Genomic DNA, 21,106 nt, shown 5'->3' with positions numbered 1-21,106 from the left:
AATCGGATTTCTTTACACGGGCTAAATATAAAACATCATGATGTGGCGGTTAGGAATTATTTTGTTCATTTAATTTTTTATAATGAGCTAATGTTTCAAGCATTTTTGTAGGAATTGTTTGATTTGCAAGCATAATTAGATCGTCATCCTTACCATTTTCTTCTTTAAGAATGGACACTTCCTTATGCAGTCTTTCCATTTTACGATCAAGTTGTGCTGCAATAATTGCCGTTTCTTGTAATTCTTGTGATAAATGCTCAGGGATATCTTTATTATATTTATAATAAATTTTATGTTCCAAGCTAGCCCAGAAATCCATAGCAATTGTCCGAATCTGTACTTCTACATATGTATATTCTACTCGGTCAGACATAAAAACGGGAATTTCTATAATCATATGAAGGCTTTGATAACCATTAGGCTTCGGATTCTTAATATAATCCTTAAACTCAATCACTTTTATGTCTTGTTGATTTTTAAGCATTTCACTTAACTGATAAATATCGGCAATAAAAGAACAAGTAATTCGAATGCCAGCTATATCCCTAATATTTTCTTTAATGGAAGATAGAGAAAAATCAAACCCTTTTCTCTGAATTTTTTTTATAATGCTTTCTGGAGATTTTACACGTGATTTTACATGCTCAATCGGATTGTAGTCGTGAATGAAATTGAACTCATCTGACAAAATATTTATTTTCGTATTCATTTCATCACAGGCAAATTTGTAAGCCATCATAAAGCGAGTCAATTCAACTTTAAATTCTTTTAAGTAATTAAGGTCAAGTGCATGTTGTTTTTCCATGACTGAATTCCTTTCTTGATGCAGTATTACTGCTATCGTACCATAATATTTAAATTGAAATCCAATCTATTGATGTCAATATTTAGGTGATATTTGTATTATACGTAAGATCGATAATAATAAGATTTTCCGGGGATTAACCAACAAATTGAGTACATAAATAAGCCGGATCGGTCTGATGCCAAGCAAAATCATCATCTCGATCTGTAAAAATGAATAGTAACTAATAAGCCAAATTTAAGAAAAAAACTAAGAAGTAACGGAGGCCAGTATTAGAGCTACACCGGCCTTTTCTATCGCCACTAACTCGTTCGTGGCAGCCAGTAAGCAACCGGTAAGTAATCTATAGCGGCTTGTAAGCATGGAAACGTAAATAAATAGAAAAAATAGGGATTAATTATCAAAGCTTTAATTATGGGTAATCCTCGTGTTTAAAATTAGGAGGTTTCGGCAATCATTGCTAAGGATTATAAACGTAGGAGGTTTTAATATTGAAGAAAATTGGGCTATTCTTAACTTTTGCTGTTTTTGCTTTCATTATTAGCGCATGCAATGCAAATAAAGATTCTACACCACAGGGTGACGAGGAAGCAGTTCCAGTAAGTGGTCACACTCCAGTAAGTGTAAATGTTTTAAATACAGAAGGTGCAAAGATAGGCAAGGCTTCTCTTTCTGAAACGAAAGAGGGGGTGAAGATTGATTTAAAAGCGGAAGAGATGGAACCGGGAATAAAAGCGATCCATATCCATGAAACAGCAAAATGTGATCCACCTGATTTCAAGTCTGCTGGCGCTCACTTTAATCCAGGGCATCGAGAACATGGTTTTGAAAACCCAAAAGGGTTTCACGCAGGTGATCTACCCAATATTGAGATTTCCGATAAAGGGACTGTCAATGTATCCATCGTTGCGCCTAATGTAACGTTACAGCAAGGAGAAAAATCTCTGCTTGATGAAGATGGTAGTGCACTTGTAATCCATGAAAAGGCGGACGATTATAAAACGGATCCCGCTGGAAATGCAGGCGATCGTATTGCATGTGGTACGATTGGTAAATAAATTTTTCTAACAACCTCGAAATCTTCGAGGTTGTTTTTAATTCTATATAAGCTTAATTATCCTCAGAAGGCTTTATCTAAATTCAAATATTTTTGGTAAATAAGGAGTGCAGTTATCTAATAATTACTAAAATTCCTAAATATAGTGTTGATTTTTTAAAATATCAAGACTATAATGACTTTAAAAGAAACCGGTTTCCAAATAAATGAAACCGATTTCTAAATTTGACCTAGGAGGTGGATTTTCCACTTAAAGTAACATTATTACTTATCAATAAATATTTGAAAAATAGGGGGAAATAGAATGAAAAACATGAAAAAAGTGCTTGTTTTTGGACTAGCTTTAGTACTTTCAATTGCATTATCCGCTTGTGGAAAAGATAAAGAAGAAGGAAGTTCAGGTAAAGATGAAAATGGGGAAAAAGTTACATTAAATTTTTGGACATTCGGTGCTACCAATTATGAGGATTTAGCTAAAGAATACGAAAAAGTAAATCCTAATGTAACAATTAAAGTAAAAGCATCTGAAACAGCAGAGCATCATGATGCTATATTCACTGCATTATCTGCTGGAAGTGGGGCACCTGATATTGCCATGTTGGAGCTTGATCAATTTGATCGTTTTAAAGCAGCTCAGGACCGTTTTGAAAATCTATATGATTTAGGGGCAAAGGATGTTCAAAATGAATACTTAGATTGGAAATGGGCTGGTGGCGAAAATTTAGAAGGTAATTTCTTATTCGGGATGCCAACAGACATTGGTCCGAAAGCATTGTATTATCGTACAGATGTTTTTGAAGAAGCAGGCTTGCCAACTGAACCTGAAGAGGTAGCAGCGTTAATCGATTCGCCAGAAGCATTTAAAGATGCTGGTCTAAAAGTAAAAGAAAAAACAGGAAAGCCATTTGTAGATAGCATTGAAATGGCCTACAGAGCATACTTGGATGCTTCAGTTGACACGTATTTAAATCCTGAAGGGGAACTTTTAATTGAAAAAGAGGGAAGTTCAGTTAAACAAGCATACGATTATGCAGTTGATTTATATAACGAAGGCATTGTCGGTAAATTTGAAATGTGGACTCCGGAATGGGCTAATGCTGTAAATACTGGTGAATTCGCAGCAGAATTAGGTGCTGGTTGGTTAAAAGGATGGATGGAAGGAAATGCACCAGATGCAGTTGGTAAATGGAAGGTAGCTAATTTACCTACAGAATTTGCAGCAAACTGGGGTGGATCTTACATCGCAATTCCAAGTGAAACAAAACATGCTCAAGTTGCTTATGATTTTGTAGAGTGGTTGGTTTCTCCTGAAAATCAATTAAAGTCATTTGAAGACAAGGGATTATTCCCATCTGCACAAGCTGTTTATGAAATGGATGAATTTACTACATATGCAGACGAGTTCTTCGGAGGGCAAGTGTCTTCAACTGTTTTTGCTAAAGCTGCTCAAGACATTAGTGGCACTGTTTATAAAGGAGAAAAATACTTTCCTGTACATCAGGAGGTCCTGAATGCACTTCACAATGTAAGAGATGGTGGAGACCCAGAGAAAGAGTGGAAAGCAGCGGTTAAACGGGCAAAAGACCTAATTAGTCGGTAATTAAAGCTTTTTGATATGGTGTCCTTTTGGGACGCCATATCAAAATTAATAAGGAAACGGGGTTTTAATAATGGTTTCTTTAAATGAAACTAGGAAACGAGTAAAGACAAAGAAATTTGTTTCTGAAGAAAAGAAAGATATGATTTCCGGTTATTTATATATTGCACCTTTTTTTATTATTTTTGGAATTGTCGGCCTATATCCCGCTATCTTTAGTATGTACTTAGCATTTCAAAAGTGGAATGGTCTAAATACAATGGTATTTGTCGGCTTAGATAATTTTAAGATCGTCGTCAATGACCCACTTTTTTGGAAATCAGTTTATAATACGATTGTTATTGGTCTGATGGGGACTGCACCTCAATTAGTTATTGGAATTATTCTGGCTTTTTTATTAAATCAATCGTTTCTTCGTTTTAGAAACTTCTTCAGAGTAACTATCTTCATGCCATATATTACGTCAATGGTTGCAGTAGCCCTCATTTTTAGTGTGTTATTTAGTAATCATGAAACATCACTAGCCAATTACGTATTAAGTATATTTGGATTTGATCCAGTGAATTGGGCTACCTCTGAATGGGGAACGAAAATTGCTATTTCCATCATGGTGTTTTGGCGATGGGTAGGATATAATACGATCATTTATCTTGCTGGAATTCAAAGTATTTCTAATGATCTATATGAAGCGGCTACGATAGACGGGGCAAATAAATTCCAACAACTTCTTCATATTACTATGCCACTTTTAAAGCCTTTTATTATTTTGACAGTATTTTTCTCTACAGTTGGAGCGTTACAGTTATTCGCAGAACCAACTATATTCTTGGGGGCGGGAGCTTTTACGAGAGATGAAGCAATGACTGTTGTAATGTATTTATATCGTGATGCGTTTAAATTACAATCATTTGGTACTGCTTCTGCAACAGCTATCATCTTATTGTTCATTATTATAATCTTTGCATCTATTAATACATTTTTGACTTCAGGTATTGGTAGAAAGAAACGAGGTGTAAAAAGATGAGTAAAATAGCTGATAAGAAAAAAGGTCTTGGAAAAATATTTATTTACTCGTTTTTGGGTATCGCATCTTTACTCTCTTTATTTCCATTCTATTGGATGTTTGTTATGGCCAGTCGTCCGAGCGCTGCTTATAATTCTATTCCACCAACGCTTACTCCTGGAAGATTAATAGTAGATAATTTCCAGAAAGTATTAAATCAAATTGATTTTTTTCAAGCAATGTGGAATACATTTATTATTTGTACTGTGGTAACTTTAGTAGTGTTGCTAATTAGTTCATTAGCAGGTTTTGCCTTTGCAAAGTTTAAATTTCCGGGAAAAAACATACTTTTTTTAGCAATTTTGTTAACGATGGTTATCCCACCACAATTGGGGCTTATTCCCCAATACTACCTTATTGCTAATGCGGGTCTATTAGATACTTTAACGGGTGTTTCGATTTTATTTTTCTTAAATCCATTAGGGATATTTCTAATGAGACAATATGTTAGTGACGCTATACCCGACGAGTTGATTGAAGCAGCTAAATTAGACGGCTGTTCTAATTTTAGAATATACCGAAGCATTGTTCTGCCTATTATATTACCAGCTTTTGCGACACTGGGGATTATTGTCTTTACCGCTGTTTGGGGAGAGTTCTTGTGGCAATTTACTGTGTTAAGAGACCCAGCAAAATATACGATTCAAGTAGCATTAGCATCACTAAGTAACACTCACAATATTGACTTTGGAATGATTTTATCAGGTGTTTTCTGGGCGACTGTACCATTAATTATTATTTTCCTTTTCTTCAATCGTCTCTTTATCTCGAGTATTACAGAGGGATCGGTAAAATAACTTAAACTGTTTTACTCGAATCTGGTGGACATAAAAATCTAGAGAGATATAATTCAACATATATGCGTTTTGTCAACTTCTATCAGCTGGGAAAAACTAACCCAACTGATAGATTTATTGAATAGCGCTTGGGCTTGTTTAATTATATATGCGGAAGGTGTCTCGATGAACTATACAATAAAAGATATTGCTAAAATGGCCGGAGTTGCTCCATCTACTGTCTCGAAAATAATTAATAATTATGGTGGAATTAGTGAGAAAACTAAGAAGAAGGTTAATAAAGTTATCGAGGATACCGGTTATCAACCTACTTTTTCAGCTAAATCGTTAGCCACGAAGAAATCAAATTTAATTGGTTTAATTTACGCTGGGAAAATAAATGTTGACTTTACACACCCATTTTTTAATGAAGTTGTGACTTCATTTAAAAATACAATTGGACTTTTAGGATACGATATAATCATGTTTTCGAATGAACACTTTTATCAAGATAAGGGTAGCTATTTAGCAAGATGCAGACATTTTCAAGTCGATGGTTGTTTAATTATTGCTGGGGAAGAAATCGAAAAAGCTATCTATGAATTAGTGGAAAATGATATTCCTTGTATGGGGATTGATCTGGAATTAAAAGGGACACATTCTTCCTACGTTATGACAGATAATGTTGAATTAGCTAACAAAGTAGTCCAGCATTTACACACGTATTCTGTGAAGGATATAGCTTTTATAGGAGGAAAGCAAGATTCAGCTATTGCTATGTTGAGGAAAAAGGGATTCTTACAAGCTATGAATCAATTGGGACTGGAAGTAAGGGAAGAATGGATTCAATATGGAGATTTCTATGAGAAAAGTGGATATGATGCGATGAAGAAAATTCTTGAAAAACGACCATATCCACAAGCTATCTTTGCGGCATCTGATTTAATGGCATTTGGGGCCTTAAAAGCAATAGAGGAAATTGGCATAAAAGTTCCCGATGATATAAGACTTATCGGATGTGATGATATCGTTGCTTGTCGTTATAGCAATCCAAAACTGACAACTGTCAAACAAGATAAAGAGATGTTAGGAAAAACGGCTGCGTGTATATTAGATAGCTTGATCAGTGGAGAAAAGATGGATCCAGTATTTATAGAATCTGAATTAATTGTTAGAGATTCATGTGGTAGTAATAATGATTAAAAGGAATATTCGATTGCATGGTGACTCTTAGAAATATACTTTTTATGTTCCCTGTTCGAAGAAGTGCTTCAAACAACTTTTTACTGATATAAAGTATTTTGCAAATTAGGGGGAAGATAGTGAATTATAAGGAAAGTTGAAATCCTTCTTGCGTAATGAGAGAAGGATGAGGTAATAAAAAATAACATAAAGTATTACTATCAGAATGAAGGTTTATTTTTCAAGCAAGAACCATGATGTCCCAGTTGTAGAAAAGTAAAGAAATATAAAAACACTAAAACAATATATTCTAGATGGTTCAGAATGTTTTGAATTGGGGGTGCTTAAAATAGTCAGCACCAGCTAATAGACAAAATGGTCTATGGGGAAATTACTGCTACTTTTAAAGTATTAAGCAAATGTGCGATAGAGTGCTAGCAATTTAGTTTCGAGAAAATTATTATTAAATGATTTGAATAGCCCACTAAAGTCAGATTGTGCTTTAGGGGCTAATTCTCTTCAAGTATATTATATCTTGCTATCCATGATGAATATTTAAGTTGTGGTTATCGATCCCCACCCAATATATTAAAAAGACCGCCGATGCCACCTTCATCTTTTGATCCTCCTGATGCAGGCATTGCTGCAAATACACGACTAGCGAGTCTTGAAAATGGAAGTGATTGAATCCACACAGTACCTGGTCCGCGAAGTGTTGCGAAAAACAATCCCTCTCCACCAAATAAGGCTGTTTTCACACCTTTAACCATCTCTATATCGTAATTTATATCACTTGTCATCGCAACGAGACAGCCTGTATCGATTCTTACAACCTCACCAGGAGCTAATGTTTTTTTGTGTATTGTACCTCCGGCGTGTACAAACGTCATACCATCGCCTTCAAGTTTTTGCATAATAAAACCTTCTCCACCAAAAAAACCCGCGCCAAGCTTACGTTGAAAAGCAATTCCAACAGAAACACCTTTTGCAGCAGCTAAAAAGGCATCTTTTTGGCAAATTAATTTTCCGCCCAATTCACTTAAATCCATTGGAATGATTTTTCCGGGATAAGGTGATGCAAATGATACATGTTTTTTTCCTGACCCTTCGTTTGTAAATGTTGTCATAAACAAACTTTCACCGGTAAGCATTCTTTTACCTGCGCCCATAAGTTTCCCCATGAGGCCGCTACCCTGATTAGAACCATCTCCGAAAACTGTCTCCATATGGATACCATCATCCATCATCATCAAGCTACCAGCTTCTGCGACTACCGTTTCTTGAGGATCAAGCTCTACTTGTACAAATTGCATATCATCGCCAAAGATTTCATAATCTATTTCATGGTTATTCATCGTTATCCACCGTCCTTTAAATACATGTACGGATAAAGAAACGAAAAGGATTCAAAAATAATTTGAAATGAAATGGATGACCAATTGTGGGATTGCAAGGTAGCGAATGGAACACTCCTCCGACACATATGAGTAAAGTTTCCAACAGGATATATTACTCTCTTATCTATTATCAATAGTAAGACCATAATACGAATAAAATCCGCCATAAATGATCGACAAGCGTCAATTATATATGGCGGATTTTGATTATAGAATCTTACTTAAAAATTCTTGCGTTCTTATGTTTTGTGGATGATCAAAAATCTGTTCCGGATCTCCTTCTTCGGCAATTACACCTTCATCGATGAACAGGACTCTATCACCGACTTCTTTGGCAAATCCCATTTCATGGGTCACGACAACCATTGTCATTCCGTCTTTAGCAAGGTCTTTCATTACTTGGAGGACATCCCCAACAAGTTCTGGATCAAGTGCTGAAGTTGGCTCATCGAACAGCATAACTTTAGGATCCATTGCAAGTGATCTTGCAATGGCTACCCGCTGCTTTTGTCCACCAGAAAGACTATCAGGATATGCATCAGCCTTATCAAAAAGACCCACTTTTTCTAATAAAGGCAATGCATTATTCTCTGCCTCCGTTTTTGATTGCCCTTTTACCTTTAACGGGCCGAGGATTACATTTTCTAATACCGTCTTATGAGGGAAAAGATTAAAATGTTGGAAAACCATACCTACCTTTGAACGAACCTTATTAATATCAATATTCGAATCGACTAGATTGTCTCCATCAATAATGACATCGCCTGAAGTGATTTCCTCCAATAAATTCAGGCAGCGCAGGAACGTACTTTTACCTGATCCTGATCGACCAATGACACATACTACCTCTTTCTCCTCTATTTCACAATCGATTCCCTTTAAAACTTCATTGCTACCGAAAGACTTATGCAAACCTTTTACGCTAATCATATTAGACATCCAGCTTCCTCTCTAATTTTCGTAAATAAATTGATGATGGAATTGTTATCAGTAAGTATAAAAGGCAAACCATGATCAATGTTTGGAATGGTGTATAAGTAACATTGTAGTATTGTTTACCCATATATAAGAGTTCTCCTACAGCGATAACGGAGAATAGTGAAGTATCTTTTAAACTAATAATGAATTGGTTACCTAAAGGGGGAATCATCCGTTTAAAAGCTTGTGGCCAAATAATATAGCGCATCGTTTGTTTCCTTGTTAAACCAATTGAACGGCCGGCTTCATTTTGTCCTTTATCAACAGACTCCACTGCACCACGAACAATCTCAGCAATATAGGCTCCAGCATTAATAGTGATGGCAATAATCGAAGCTGTTAATTTATCGATATTCATACCAATGATATCCTCTGTTAACCCATTATAAATAAACAGCACTTGAACTAGAATAGGGGTACCGCGAACAACCTCTACATAAACGGCACAAATTGTTCGTATAAATTTATTGTTTGATAAACGTCCTAGTCCGGTCAATGCACCTAGGGCAAAGCCCAAAGTAAGACCGATAAATGTAATGATAAGCGTCCATACTAACCCTTGTAAGAGAAAGGGTAGACTTTGAATATAATGACTGTCTAGAAAAGCTTCTATCATCTAACATTTCTCTCCTCTATATTTATATTTAAAAATAATATGTATGACCAGTGTATGTTGATAATCAATATTTAAAACAAGTTGTTTTAAAAAGCGCAACAAGATAATGCTTGTTGCGCTTTAGCAATTTGCTCACGCAGCTTTTTATTCACCTAACCACTTATCTCCAGGTGCTTCGCCAAAAAACTTTTCATATATTTTGGCATAGGTTCCGTCAGCGATCATGCTTTCTAATGCCTGATTGACATCATCGACTATTTCTGAATCCTTCTTTAAGGCAATTCCATAGGATTGGCCTTCGAGTACATCACCAACTGTTTTTAACTTATCGTCGCCTTCTTGATTCATGTAATAAAGAACGTTTGGTAAATCATACAATGCGCCATCCAATCGTCCTTCTTTCACATCCATATAAGCGGTAACAATTTCTGGGAACGCCTCCACTTTTGCTCCGGTATTTTCCTGTAAGTATGCTTGGCTCGTTGATCCTTGGCGGGAACCAATTTTTTTGCCATCAACATCATCAATTGACTGGATATCACTATCATTAGGAACCATCATTACTAAACCAGAGTCATAATAAGGGATAGAGAAGTCGATCGACTCCTTACGTTCTTCTGTAATAGACATACCTGCAATCCCAATAGGAAAGCGACCTGATTGGAGACCCGCAAGAACACCATCAAAGTCCATCGTTTCAAACTTTACTTTAAAGCCTGCTCTGTCAGCAATTTCCTCAATTATTTCGATGTCAAATCCTTCTAACTCACCAGTCTTAGGATTCTTATATTCGAATGGTTTAAAATTTGAATCGGTAGCAACTGTATACGTTTTTCCTTTCCCATCCGCACTTGAATTGCCACAAGCTGTAAGTACTAATAAAAGAGATAAAGCTGCCAATAAAAAGAATATCCTTTTCCTCAAAATGTAAGAACCTCCTCTGTTTTTTGTCTCCGTTCATAATTATCCATGAGTATTAAATTAGACACAATATTCATAAATTTCCATAATTCGGGATAATACCGTATATATGGGGGAGTGGATAATATGGTGGGTGGTTTCTTTATAAATGCTCAAAATAAGTCATGAATACTCTATACCCTCTGAATATAGGAATAATCATAAATATTAAAAAAACTCACTTACCTGACTAATCGGAGTTTTGTTAAGCTGCTTGTATATGAGAGGGTGGTAGGAGATTTTTTACGAAAGGCTTTTTTACCCCGTATCAATGGTTTTGTCTAAAGGTAATAATTGGGTTCAGAATTGCAACTTTGGGATCTAGAGAAAATAGGGAAATTTGAATTGGATATTAAGAATACAAATAGATGTATGTAGGCGAAGGATAAGCGGAAAAAATAATTGCGGAAGGGGACAACATCCCCAAACTTTTTTAGCTTTTATCAAAATCATATTCCCCCCAAACCCTCAATCCTTGTGGGGCTCCCTCGCCGGTAGGCAGGAACAAACGGTTGTTTGTTCCAAGCCAAGAGGATCTTGGAAAGTGAGTCTATCAACTCCTCCCTATGGTCCGGTACCGTTGACAGACGCTATAAATAGCTCTCTAATCTCAAATAAGTAGAAATCATAAAAGCCGACGATTCCTTTATCTAGGAAAAAGAATCGTCGGCTTTTATGATAATCTAGCTTTATTTATCTAAAGAAAATAAATTAACTACTTTTTCGAAAGTGATTTCTTGATCAAATAAAAGATGTCGACTATAAACTTCTTTAAAGTTTACAGAGTCATTCAGATCATCTACTAATTCAAAAACATCATTAACTAGCTTTAAAGTGGTTAATCCTCCTTCACTATTTGGATAGGTTTCTGGTTTGAAATGGTCATATACCATTTGATTAATATCCTCAATATTATCCGATTTAATTAAAATAATCCTTTCTTCAAAAGTTTTTTCAGGACTTGGATTAGGTGAAACTATAGATTCAAATAATAGTTTCACAGAGTAAATATCATACAAAGGACTCCCCCCATGATCTTTATTTATTAAATCTTTTATCAGTCAAAAGTTTTTTTGCTTTTTTCGCCCTTGCTTTACCTGCTTTTGCATCTTTTTCAATTTCATTAAGGGTTTTATTTAGGTATTCGCTTGGAAATTCTTTTCTGATAGATGCTTTTTTCTTTTTGGATATAATTTGATCGGCTGTTTCAGCTTTCAAAAAAGATTTAACAGCATTATATACCCAAGAACCGGCAACATATAAAACTCCACCTATCAATACAGGACCAGCCGCTAATATTAGAATAGAGGCTTTTAATAGTCAACGGATGATTTGGATCAAAAAATTCCTCAGGTATTAAATCATCTTCACTTATATTGTAAGTAACGCTTTCAGGAATGAACTTTCAGATGCATAAGCTTCAGCAGAGTCATGTAAAACAAAACTAAACATAGAAAAGACCACAGTTAAAATAATTAATTTCTTCACTAATATTTTCACAACCACACCCATATACTTTATTATTTTTCCTCTTAGTCTTCATTCAACATAACTTTAATCTATCCTCCCTTCAATCCGATAGGGTTGACAAACGATTTAAATCGCCTTCTGAGCGTTTTTAAAGGTTGCGCCAAAGTTATCAAGACTTAGGAGAAAACAAAACAAACCCTTAAAAAGAAAATACGGAGCTCTCTTAGGGGCATTTCGAAATTAAAGAGGTGAAATCTTTATAGGTTTTTTTCCTTGTTTCGGTATGGTTCAGCTTGGCGATAGCCCTGCACCGCCAAAATTTCGGAATGCAAGGGGGAAAGGGTGGAGATTTTTTGAGCGTAGCGATCCGTAGTACAAAAGATACACCCGAACCTTGCATAAAGAAAAGCCCTTTGGGAGATATAGAAGGGAAAACACTTCCATTTGTATCTTCTGATCATGTTTTAAAATATGGTGGACTCATCCATGAAACATCATTGCCGAACAAACAAATCCCCCAAAAACAAGATTTACATAGGTTTTGGGGGATTCTTTTATATTAGGTTAATGGGGAGGTAAAATAAAAAAAGTGTGCAATTTCTGCACACCATCAAATCTTACTTATCTAACATCCATACATGTTGACGATCTTTTTTCTTTTCTTCGCCTTTATGTGTGATTGTAACTGTGTAAGCTTTTAGCTCAGGCAATTTATCGCCTTGTTGTACTTCTACGCGTTGGCCGTCTTTTACTTTACCGCCACCGTGTCCTACTTCTACATAAGTGCCTGCAGTTGGTGCTGCTTCACCGGATTTAACAAATTGACTCATAAGAAATTACCTCACTTTAAGTGTATTGCAAAACATATAACTTGATTATAACAAAAAACCTATCCAAAAAGCCAATTGTTGTGAAAAAAGATGAAGTTTTTATCAAAAACGACAAACTTTATGCTTATTTAACCACGCCAATTGTTTTAAGTCCGTTAAAAATTCCTGATTCAGTAACAGCAGTTGTTTTCCGGTTTCCATACTCAAACAAATTGGAATTGGCATTTCCCATGACAAAGCCTTCTCCAACAGTAGCTAACATTTCTTTGTCATTCATCCCATCACCGAAAGCAATGGCTTTGTCGCTTGAAATATTCATTCGTTCTAGTAGTTTCTCAATTGCACGTCCTTTATTCACTGTATCCCTTATTACATCGTAACAATTGCGTAGCCCATCCACATTTACTTGCGAAAAATGATAGCTTGCATGTAATTCATAAAGGGCAATGTCTTCTTCTTTTAACTTGATTAAAGTAAGACCAAGAATTTGATCTGCGACTTGATCACTATACACATCATTTTTCTCCATTTGAAACATATGAATAAAATTTTGTGCACATGGAACATCCAGATTAGTAAAGTAATTTTTTTCATTTGAATATAAAACAATTTCATGTCCATGCTTTTTAGCGATTTCTACAAATTGCATAATAACCTCAGCTTGCATCGGTTCATTTACAATTGTTTGTTCCTTATAGATGGCAAGTGCACCATTATAACCAATAAAGGAATGAATATTGAGTTCTTCAGCTAAGTCTGAAATTTCATGAAGTGGTCTGCCGGTAGCTAAAAATACTTCTATTCCTATATCCTTTGCTTGTAAAATGGCATCTCTGGTAGAAGCTTCATATGTATGATCAGGTTTTAATATCGTTCCGTCAATATCTAGGAATAATACTTGATAGTCAGTCATTTATTTCTCCTTCTATATCATATTACTTGAAGTTTATCATATTATAATTAAAATGCATTGGAAAACAAGCGTTTTCCACTTTAGAAGTATGAAACTTTACAATATTTAGCATACCCCTGGCTTGACAGCGTTATCAAATTTTAAGATGATGAAATAGAGAGAATTCTCATTCTTCATTAAAAGGGAGAGATGAAAATGAAATACCGTAGATTAGGTCGATCAGGATTAAAAGTAAGTGAAATAAGTCTGGGTAGCTGGTTAACTTATGGAAAATCAGTGGAAGATAATACAGCGGAGAAAACAATACATAAAGCATATGAATTAGGAATTAACTTCTTTGACTCTGCCAATGTATATGAACGTGGTGAAGGTGAGAAGGTCATGGCAAAAGCTTTAAAAGAATTCCCGCGTGAATCATATATCATTACTACAAAGGCATTTTGGCCAATGGGTGAGGGGCCAAACGATCGTGGTCTATCTAGAAAACATGTATACGAGCAACTGCATAATAGTTTGAAAAGAATGAACTTGGATTATGTCGATATTTTCTATTGTCATCGTTATGATCCAGAAACACCAGTGGAAGAAACATTGAGAGTCATTGATGATTTAATTCGTCAAGGGAAAATTCTATATGCAGGTGTTAGTGAGTGGAGCGCTGCTCAAATTGAAGAAGCAATTGGAACAGCAGATAAGTATTTACTCGATCGAATTGTTGTAAATCAACCACAATATAATATGTTAAATCGCTATATTGAAGAGGAAGTTATTCCAGTATCAAGTAAACACGGCATTTCTCAAGTTGTATTTTCACCATTAGCTCAAGGAATACTTACTGGAAAGTACAAAGATGGTAAGATTCCAGAGGGCAGTCGTGCAGCAAATGATACGATCAATTCTTCAGTGAAAAACTTCCTTACAGAAGAAAATATTGCGAAGCTTGGAAACTTAGAAAAGTTGGCTTTGGACCTAGATGCTACACTGCCAGCACTCGCAATTGCCTGGATCTTGCGCCAACCAAATGTGGCAAGTGCCCTAGTCGGAGCTAGCCGACCAGATCAGATAGAGGCGAATATCAAGGGAAGTGAACTGGAATTAACGAAAGAGTCCATAGAGAAAATTGAAGCTATTTTAGCTTGATAATAAGGAATAACTGACATAATAGTAGGTATTTGAGATTGAAGATGAAAGGTAGTTGGAATGACTCATTCCAACTACCTTTTTTCTTTCTTCCTTCCTATTAAAAATTAACCATTGGGAGAGCTTTTTCTTTATCAGAAGATTTATATTTAAAGATTAGAGGATTCGTGTATAAGTTAGCAATATGAATCAAATTTATGTCGAAAAAAGGCATCTACAGATAATGCGTAATGAGAGGAATTTAGTTAATATAAAAACAAGCGAGGTGAGAATGCGCTTACATTAAGCGAACATTAGTTAAAACGCTAGAATTACTGAGAGAATATTTGACAAGAAATTAGTTTGTATCAACAACAAACTAATGAAAGCGAAGATTTCTCCAAGGTAAAAGAGATTAATAGTTTAGCTACGTATTCTAAAACAGAGAAAATTAGTATGAAAGTCATTACCACTCGAACTAAGAAATGAACAAAGTTTTCAATGCTGCTAAAAAAATGGATATATCATCAGAAAAAGTATCTATAGAATGACCAATTAAGATGCCTATCAGATGAAGCTAGATGAATCAATTCACTTATAAGATAATGGGGGAATAAAAGATGGGACAACCTGTGAGACTAGATGAAATGGAAGTAAATACAACACCGGAAATTAGAAAGTTTGGTATGAGAGATAAACTTGGTTATTTATTTGGTGATTTTGGAAACGATTTCTTTTTTATCCTAGTAGCCTCATTTTTAATGGTTTACTATACGGATGTTTTCCATATTAGTGCAGCCACTGTCGGAGTACTTTTTATGATTGCGCGATTATGGGATGCGATAGCGGATGTTACATGGGGACGTTTCATTGATACAAGAAAAACAGGAAAACACGGTAAATTTAAACCGTGGATCTTCAGAATGTCCTTCCCACTTGTGATTTCTGGTATCTTAATGTTTGTGCATATTCCGGGTATGTCTAATGGTTTTTATCTAGCATATGCTTTTGTCACATATATTTTATGGGGAACATTATACAGTACAGTTAATATCCCATATGGCTCCATGGCATCTGTCATTACAAGTGATCCAGTTGAACGGACAACATTGTCCACATATAGAACTTTAGGTGCCAATTTGGCAGGCTTAATTATTAATGTAGCAGGACCGCTTATTTTATTTGTAGATAATAAGGCTGATGCAAACCGTTTTCTTCTTGGAGCAATCATTTTCGGTATTCTTTCTATCTCTTGTTACATGGCATGTTATAAATTATCAACTGAACGAATTGTTGCGCCAGAAGGGGGAAAAGAAAAAGGAAATTTAGGAAAGACATTAAAAGGCTTGGTGAAAAACAAACCATTAATTTGGATCCTGATCGCTTCTCTTATTTTCATGGTTTGCTTTATGCTAATCGGTGCAGTTAACGTATACTTGTTTAAAGACTTTTTCAGCAATGCAAAAGCGTTAAGTATTGTAGGGTTTCTCCAAACAGCCACTGTATTGATTGCTATTCCAATGGTAAAACCATTGGTTACTAAATATGGTAAAAAGGAAGTAGCGGCAGCTGGTTTATTACTTTCAGCCGCGGTGTATGCGCTTTTATACCTCTTGCCAAACTTAACTGCTACTCCATTTATCGCAATTTTATCCATCGCTATGTTTGGATATGGATTCTTTAATCTAGTAGTTTGGGCATTCGTAACAGATGTGATCGATTATCATGAATACTTAACAGGTTTACGAGAAGATGGAACTGTATATTCTGTTTATTCATTTGCTCGTAAAGTGGGACAAGCAATTGCCGGTGGCGTCGGTGGTTTAGCGATTGCGGCAGTTGGATATGATGCAACCCGTGAAATGCAAACACAAGATGCTTTAGAGGGTATTCATAAGCTAGCAACCTTGGTGCCAGCAATCATCTTTCTAGTAATTTTCTTAATTTTAGTATTCTTATATCCATTGAATAAAAAACGTACAAATCAATTGGCTGCTGACTTAGCGGAAAAAAGAAAAATTTAAATAATTTATACCATAAAAGAAGATAGTTAAAGGACTATCTTCTTTTATCAATACTAGTTATAACTTTGATCACTATGAGATGGAATTAGTTATTATAAATAATGTATTTGTGTTATATATTGTTGTATAGAGAGCAATATTAGTCAAGTATCTCCCGTAAAAGGGCATGGTGAGATAGTGTCTTACATATAAGTTTTCGATATTATATAACTATATGGTAAGCCCTTACAACTAGGTTTGATACATATAAAGCGGGGTGATTGAATGGATGAAAGGATGATTTCCAATTACAGAATGAAATCCCTTGGTGGGCAAACGTTAGATTTCCATTCTCATTCAGAATTTGAAATTTATTATTTTCATGGTGGAGACTGTAAATACTTAATTCATAATAAAATTTATGATCTACAACCAGGAGATATCATAATCATGAATGGGCTAACTTCGCATAGGGCAAATCCTTCGCCGTTTGAAACGTATGAACGAAGTGTTGTTCACTTTTCACCAGATTGGATTAAACCAGTAATTAATTCGTTACAAATGCCAGAGTTGTTTACACCATTTAAAAAGATGAATAATACCTTACTTCGTGGACAAGAAGAGAGAGAGCGCCAATCTATATTAACGTGTATGCGAGAAATGGATCGTCTTACAAATGATGATAGATCGTATATAAATGAAAATCATGAGCGGAAACTTTTGCGTGAAGTTGAAGCTGAAATAAAAATGTTCTTAGTGACCTTACTTGTCCAAATCTTTAAATTGAGTAAAAAAGAGAATCAAGCACTCACAATGAAAAAGAGTGAAAAAGATGTGCATGTTGAAAGAATAGCGGAATACATCAATCTGCACTTTAAGGAAAAGATCACTCTAGATGAACTGTCCGTTGAGTTGAATATAAGCAAGTTTTATTTATCCCGACTTTTTAAAGAAGTAACTGGAATAACAGTGATGGATTATGTCATGTCCTGTCGATTGAATCAAGCAAGATATGAGTTGGAAATGAACTTTGAGAAAACACTTTCAGAAGTCGCCGTCGAATCAGGGTTTGAAAGTCCAGCTCATTTCAGTCGCTTTTTTAAGCAGAAAATAGGTATGACCCCTTCTGAATTTCGGAAAAAGAAGCAAATGTAACTTATTAAGAAATGGAAATAATAAATATATGATGAGGAGTGATGGTTTTGAAAAACGTAAGATTAGGTATTATCGGATTAGGAGCTCAAGGTGGAACTTATGCTGGTTTTATCGGAGAAGGAAAAGTTAAAAACATGGTGATCGGAGCTATTTGTGATATTGACCCTGCAAAAAAGGAACTTGCTGCAGAAAAATACCCAGATGTGCCTTTCTATAACGATTATATTGAGATGCTTGAGAGTGGAGATATTGACGCTGTTGTTACAACGGTACCTCATTATCTACACCCTGAAATTGGTATCAATGCTTTAGAGAGAAATATCCACGCATTAGTAGAAAAGCCAGCTGGTGTGTACACGAAACAAGTGAAAGAACTAAATGAATTTGCAGCATCTAAACCTGAACTCACGTTTGGTATTTTCTTCAACCAAAGGACAAATCCATTATATCAAAAAGTAAAAGAAATTATTGATAATGGTGAAATTGGTGAAATTCGCCGGACGAATTGGATTATTACCACATGGTGGAGACCACAAGGCTATTATGATCAAGGCTCATGGAGAGCTACATGGGAAGGCGAAGGCGGTGGTGTACTAGTGAATCAGGCACCACATCAGCTTGATTTGCTTCAATGGATTTGTGGTATGCCTAAAAAGGTTTATTCGAATGTAAAATACGGCTACCAACGGAACATCAGTGTAGAAGATGAAGTAACTGCAATGCTCGACTATGGAAACGGCGCAACTGGAGTATTTATTACTGCTACACATGACATCGTTGGAACAGACCGTTTTGAGATCCTAGGGGATAAAGGGAAAATTGTTGTCGATGATAGTAAAAAGATTACGATTAAACGCCTTACTAAACCTGAGTCTGAATTGAGTGCAAACATGAGTTGGGCAGATGCAATGAAAGTGTTTTCTGGCGGAAGTCTATCAGATATTTATACAGAAGAGGTATTAGAGTTTGAAAGTGTATGGGGAGGGCAACACATTGCAGTGTTGGAAAATTTTGCTGCAAATATTGTAGAAGGCGCACCATTACTTGCTCCTGGAAGCGATGGTATTAATGGAGTAGCATTGGCAAACGCCATTCACTTATCAAGTTGGTTAGGCAAAGAAGTAGAAATTCCAGTGGATGAAGAAGTGTATCTAGCTGAATTAAATAGAAAGATAGAAGAAGAGAAAAAGAATCCCATTAAAAAATAAATCCAGCAAATGAATGAAAATCAAACTAATTCATAGCCATATGGTTATGGATTAGTTTTTCAGGGGAGGTTGGGCTGATGCTAAAAATAGCGGTGATTGGTCTGGGGGATATTTCCCATATTCATATACCGGCTATACAAGCAAACCCATATGTTGAACTGGTGGCGGTATGTGATATAGATATAGGATTAAAAAATACTGTACCAAACATAAACTTTTACACCGATTATCATGATTTACTTGATAATGAAAATTTAGATTGTGTGCATATTTGTTTGCCACATTATCTTCACTATCCAGCGACACAAGCTTGTGTGGAGAAGGGTGTTCATGTATTTCTGGAAAAACCGATGGGGTTAAATGTAGAAGAGGGACTAGCCCTAGTGAAATTGGAGGAGAAACATAAGGACGTGAAAATGTGCGTCTGCCTGCAAAATCGCTTAAATGAGACAGTTGAAACGCTGCAAGAGCTTGTTGAAAGTGGAGAGTATGGAGAAATGCTTGGTTTAAAAGGGATCGTCGCGTGGGCTAGACCGAAGTCTTATTATGACGCGAAGCCATGGCGAGGGAAATTGGAGCTTGCAGGCGGTGGAGTGATGATTAATCAAGCGCTTCATACATTGGATTTAATGCAGCTACTTGGCGGCCGTATGGATAAGATCAGAGGCTCCATTGATCAACTTTTAGATTATGGCATCGAAGTAGAAGATACAGCAACAGCAAATATTACATTTAAAAGCGGGGCAAAAGGATTGTTTTTTGCGACGAATACGAATGTGGGCAATTCCAGTGTCGAACTTCAGGTCATTTTTGAACAAGGTAAGTTTACTATAAAAGATAGTATTTTAACAAAAGTGAATGACCAAGGTAGGAAGGAAGAGTTGATTGAGGACGCAAAGCTACCAGGTACGAAGTTTTACTACGGTGCTAGCCATAATAAACTAATTAATAGATTTTATGACTCTATTAAAAATAACACAGACGACTATATACATGCGAAGGAAGGATTCACTTCCATACAAATGATTGATGCGATTCGCCAGTCTTCAGCAGAAAAAAGAGAAATACAGGTGGAGGGATACGGGTATGACAAAAGGTAAAATTGGTGTTCAAATGATGATGCTAAAAGGTAAAGTTGAAGAACTTGGTGTCTATGAAACAATGAGAAAAGTGAAAGAGCTTGGTTATCGTGCAGTAGAGGTATCGCAAATACCAATGACAGAAGAAAATGTATCTGAGTTAAAAAGAGCAAGTGAAGATTTTGATATTGAGATTGCAGCAACTTCTGCTGCACTTGAGCCTGTCATGGCAAGTATGGCTGGTGAGACATTGGTAAATGATTTTGACAAAATTGTTAACGACTGTAAAACATTGAATTGTAACTTTATTCGGATTGGAATGTTGCCGTTTAATGTACTTGGTGATAAAGATAAAATCATGGGTTTCATTCAAAAAGCAGAAGCTATGGCAGAGAGATTGGCTGAGCATGGAATAGAGTTGTACTACCATAACCACCATATTGAATTCCAAGAATATGATGGAAAGTATTTACTAGATATGATGAAAGAAGAAACGTCTAAACTCGGATTTGAGTTGGATGTTCACTGGATTCATAGAGGTGGCGTAAATCCTGTTGATGTTATTAATAGATTTGAAGGACGTATCTCTTTATTACACTTGAAGGATTACCGAATTGGACAAATAGATATGGCTGCTTTGGCGGATGGAGATAGAAGTAAATTCATGCAGGTATTCACCAATGTGGTTGAATTTGCGGAAGTTGGGGAAGGTTCCCTTGACATGAAAGCGATTATCGATGCGGGCCTAGCAAGTGGGTCAAAATACTTCCTAGTTGAACAAGATGATGTGTATGGCCGCGACCCATTTGACTGTTTAGAAACTTCTGCAGAAAACTTAAGAAAATTAGGGTATGCAGACTGGTTTTAAGTGAGAAACAATCTACATTATATAAGCGCA

21 protein-coding genes are annotated in these 21,106 nt (G+C 35.8%); 12 read left to right on the top strand and 9 right to left on the bottom strand.

The window, feature by feature from the left end; genetic code table 11:
- Window positions 1-49 precede the first annotated feature (49 nt).
- Complete coding sequence (locus BLE01S_RS13980) at window positions 50-805, bottom strand: GTP pyrophosphokinase (protein WP_066143312.1); 756 nt, start codon at window positions 803-805, stop codon at window positions 50-52.
- A 488-nt stretch (window positions 806-1,293) separates the two neighbouring features.
- Between BLE01S_RS13980 and BLE01S_RS13975 the strand changes: the two genes are divergently transcribed.
- The 5 genes from BLE01S_RS13975 to BLE01S_RS13955 all read left to right on the top strand — a co-directional run bounded on the left by BLE01S_RS13975 (window position 1,294) and on the right by BLE01S_RS13955 (window position 6,501).
- Window positions 1,294-1,863: a superoxide dismutase family protein gene (locus BLE01S_RS13975; RefSeq protein ID WP_111703372.1), complete on the top strand. Its 570-nt coding sequence runs from the start codon at window positions 1,294-1,296 to the stop codon at window positions 1,861-1,863.
- A gap of 303 nt (window positions 1,864-2,166) precedes the next feature.
- Window positions 2,167-3,462: an ABC transporter substrate-binding protein gene (locus BLE01S_RS13970; RefSeq protein WP_066143310.1), complete on the top strand. Its 1,296-nt coding sequence runs from the start codon at window positions 2,167-2,169 to the stop codon at window positions 3,460-3,462.
- 70 nt (window positions 3,463-3,532) lie between these two features.
- The gene (locus tag BLE01S_RS13965; RefSeq protein ID WP_066143309.1) at window positions 3,533-4,483 is read left to right on the top strand and encodes a carbohydrate ABC transporter permease; all 951 of its coding nucleotides are present in this window, start codon (window positions 3,533-3,535) and stop codon (window positions 4,481-4,483) included.
- Window positions 4,480-5,319: a carbohydrate ABC transporter permease gene (locus BLE01S_RS13960; RefSeq protein WP_066143306.1), complete on the top strand. Its 840-nt coding sequence runs from the start codon at window positions 4,480-4,482 to the stop codon at window positions 5,317-5,319. Before BLE01S_RS13965 ends, BLE01S_RS13960 begins: the two co-directional genes overlap by 4 nt.
- 165 nt (window positions 5,320-5,484) lie before the next feature.
- The gene (locus BLE01S_RS13955; RefSeq protein ID WP_066143303.1) at window positions 5,485-6,501 is read left to right on the top strand and encodes a LacI family DNA-binding transcriptional regulator; all 1,017 of its coding nucleotides are present in this window, start codon (window positions 5,485-5,487) and stop codon (window positions 6,499-6,501) included.
- Between the two features lie 545 nt (window positions 6,502-7,046).
- On the opposite strand, the gene BLE01S_RS13950 is transcribed toward BLE01S_RS13955, so the two are convergent.
- The 6 genes from BLE01S_RS13950 to BLE01S_RS13925 form a co-directional block, all read right to left on the bottom strand.
- Window positions 7,047-7,835 carry a TIGR00266 family protein gene (locus BLE01S_RS13950; protein ID WP_066143300.1) on the bottom strand — a complete coding sequence of 263 codons (789 nt, stop codon included), beginning with the start codon at window positions 7,833-7,835 and terminating at the stop codon, window positions 7,047-7,049.
- Between the two features lie 249 nt (window positions 7,836-8,084).
- A complete protein-coding gene (locus tag BLE01S_RS13945) occupies window positions 8,085-8,807 on the bottom strand; it encodes an amino acid ABC transporter ATP-binding protein (RefSeq protein ID WP_066143453.1) in 723 nt (240 codons plus the stop codon).
- Window position 8,808: 1 nt separating this feature from the next.
- Window positions 8,809-9,471, bottom strand: a complete 663-nt coding sequence (locus tag BLE01S_RS13940; RefSeq protein ID WP_066143295.1) for an amino acid ABC transporter permease — start codon at window positions 9,469-9,471, stop codon at window positions 8,809-8,811.
- A gap of 144 nt (window positions 9,472-9,615) precedes the next feature.
- On the bottom strand, window positions 9,616-10,395 hold the full coding sequence (locus BLE01S_RS13935) for a transporter substrate-binding domain-containing protein (protein WP_066143292.1): 780 nt from the start codon (window positions 10,393-10,395) through the stop codon (window positions 9,616-9,618).
- Between the two features lie 725 nt (window positions 10,396-11,120).
- A complete protein-coding gene (locus tag BLE01S_RS13930) occupies window positions 11,121-11,450 on the bottom strand; it encodes a DUF4288 domain-containing protein (RefSeq protein ID WP_066143289.1) in 330 nt (109 codons plus the stop codon).
- Window positions 11,451-11,469: 19 nt separating this feature from the next.
- Entirely contained in the window at window positions 11,470-11,709 is a 240-nt protein-coding gene (locus tag BLE01S_RS13925; RefSeq protein ID WP_066143287.1) for a hypothetical protein, read from the bottom strand.
- A 545-nt stretch (window positions 11,710-12,254) separates the two neighbouring features.
- Here BLE01S_RS13925 and BLE01S_RS13920 point away from each other — a divergent pair.
- Window positions 12,255-12,464, top strand: a complete 210-nt coding sequence (locus BLE01S_RS13920; protein ID WP_066143285.1) for a hypothetical protein — start codon at window positions 12,255-12,257, stop codon at window positions 12,462-12,464.
- Between the two features lie 54 nt (window positions 12,465-12,518).
- Here BLE01S_RS13920 and BLE01S_RS13915 read toward each other — a convergent pair whose 3' ends face one another.
- On the bottom strand, window positions 12,519-12,731 hold the full coding sequence (locus tag BLE01S_RS13915) for a YjzC family protein (protein WP_066143280.1): 213 nt from the start codon (window positions 12,729-12,731) through the stop codon (window positions 12,519-12,521).
- 124 nt (window positions 12,732-12,855) lie between these two features.
- Window positions 12,856-13,644: a Cof-type HAD-IIB family hydrolase gene (locus tag BLE01S_RS13910; RefSeq protein ID WP_066143276.1), complete on the bottom strand. Its 789-nt coding sequence runs from the start codon at window positions 13,642-13,644 to the stop codon at window positions 12,856-12,858.
- 195 nt (window positions 13,645-13,839) lie between these two features.
- Between BLE01S_RS13910 and BLE01S_RS13905 the strand changes: the two genes are divergently transcribed.
- The 6 genes from BLE01S_RS13905 to BLE01S_RS13880 all read left to right on the top strand — a co-directional run bounded on the left by BLE01S_RS13905 (window position 13,840) and on the right by BLE01S_RS13880 (window position 21,076).
- Entirely contained in the window at window positions 13,840-14,784 is a 945-nt protein-coding gene (locus BLE01S_RS13905) for an aldo/keto reductase family protein (RefSeq protein WP_066143273.1), read from the top strand.
- 599 nt (window positions 14,785-15,383) lie between these two features.
- Complete coding sequence (locus BLE01S_RS13900; RefSeq protein WP_066143270.1) at window positions 15,384-16,787, top strand: MFS transporter; 1,404 nt, start codon at window positions 15,384-15,386, stop codon at window positions 16,785-16,787.
- Window positions 16,788-17,051: 264 nt separating this feature from the next.
- The gene (locus BLE01S_RS13895; RefSeq protein WP_066143267.1) at window positions 17,052-17,921 is read left to right on the top strand and encodes an AraC family transcriptional regulator; all 870 of its coding nucleotides are present in this window, start codon (window positions 17,052-17,054) and stop codon (window positions 17,919-17,921) included.
- Window positions 17,922-17,968: 47 nt separating this feature from the next.
- Window positions 17,969-19,129 (top strand): Gfo/Idh/MocA family protein, encoded by a 1,161-nt coding sequence (locus BLE01S_RS13890; RefSeq protein ID WP_174521728.1) that lies wholly within the window; start codon window positions 17,969-17,971, stop codon window positions 19,127-19,129.
- A 77-nt stretch (window positions 19,130-19,206) separates the two neighbouring features.
- Window positions 19,207-20,229, top strand: coding sequence for a Gfo/Idh/MocA family protein (locus tag BLE01S_RS13885; protein WP_066143259.1), 1,023 nt, complete (start codon window positions 19,207-19,209; stop codon window positions 20,227-20,229).
- Window positions 20,216-21,076, top strand: coding sequence for a sugar phosphate isomerase/epimerase family protein (locus BLE01S_RS13880; RefSeq protein WP_066143256.1), 861 nt, complete (start codon window positions 20,216-20,218; stop codon window positions 21,074-21,076). The genes BLE01S_RS13885 and BLE01S_RS13880 overlap by 14 nt, the downstream gene beginning before the upstream one ends.
- Window positions 21,077-21,106: the final 30 nt, after the last annotated feature.

Source organism: Lederbergia lenta NBRC 16444, from assembly GCF_001591545.1.
GTDB classification, from domain to species: domain Bacteria; phylum Bacillota; class Bacilli; order Bacillales; family Bacillaceae_C; genus Lederbergia; species Lederbergia lenta.
The sequence above is the reverse complement of the archived record's forward strand: the minus strand, read 5'-3'. Positions and strand labels throughout refer to the sequence as shown.

What these genes read in the sequence shown, in the direction of transcription:
- BLE01S_RS13910 (WP_066143276.1), bottom strand. Translation starts at nt 13,644, where the DNA reads ATGACTGACTATCAAGTATTATTCCTAGATATTGACGGAACGATATTA.
- BLE01S_RS13960 (WP_066143306.1), top strand. Translation starts at nt 4,480, where the DNA reads ATGAGTAAAATAGCTGATAAGAAAAAAGGTCTTGGAAAAATATTTATT.
- BLE01S_RS13885 (WP_066143259.1), top strand. Translation starts at nt 19,207, where the DNA reads ATGCTAAAAATAGCGGTGATTGGTCTGGGGGATATTTCCCATATTCAT.
- BLE01S_RS13950 (WP_066143300.1), bottom strand. Translation starts at nt 7,835, where the DNA reads ATGAATAACCATGAAATAGATTATGAAATCTTTGGCGATGATATGCAA.
- BLE01S_RS13915 (WP_066143280.1), bottom strand. Translation starts at nt 12,731, where the DNA reads ATGAGTCAATTTGTTAAATCCGGTGAAGCAGCACCAACTGCAGGCACT.
- BLE01S_RS13880 (WP_066143256.1), top strand. Translation starts at nt 20,216, where the DNA reads ATGACAAAAGGTAAAATTGGTGTTCAAATGATGATGCTAAAAGGTAAA.
- BLE01S_RS13895 (WP_066143267.1), top strand. Translation starts at nt 17,052, where the DNA reads ATGGATGAAAGGATGATTTCCAATTACAGAATGAAATCCCTTGGTGGG.
- BLE01S_RS13940 (WP_066143295.1), bottom strand. Translation starts at nt 9,471, where the DNA reads ATGATAGAAGCTTTTCTAGACAGTCATTATATTCAAAGTCTACCCTTT.
- BLE01S_RS13970 (WP_066143310.1), top strand. Translation starts at nt 2,167, where the DNA reads ATGAAAAACATGAAAAAAGTGCTTGTTTTTGGACTAGCTTTAGTACTT.
- BLE01S_RS13980 (WP_066143312.1), bottom strand. Translation starts at nt 805, where the DNA reads ATGGAAAAACAACATGCACTTGACCTTAATTACTTAAAAGAATTTAAA.
- BLE01S_RS13905 (WP_066143273.1), top strand. Translation starts at nt 13,840, where the DNA reads ATGAAATACCGTAGATTAGGTCGATCAGGATTAAAAGTAAGTGAAATA.
- BLE01S_RS13945 (WP_066143453.1), bottom strand. Translation starts at nt 8,807, where the DNA reads ATGATTAGCGTAAAAGGTTTGCATAAGTCTTTCGGTAGCAATGAAGTT.
- BLE01S_RS13955 (WP_066143303.1), top strand. Translation starts at nt 5,485, where the DNA reads ATGAACTATACAATAAAAGATATTGCTAAAATGGCCGGAGTTGCTCCA.
- BLE01S_RS13965 (WP_066143309.1), top strand. Translation starts at nt 3,533, where the DNA reads ATGGTTTCTTTAAATGAAACTAGGAAACGAGTAAAGACAAAGAAATTT.
- BLE01S_RS13900 (WP_066143270.1), top strand. Translation starts at nt 15,384, where the DNA reads ATGGGACAACCTGTGAGACTAGATGAAATGGAAGTAAATACAACACCG.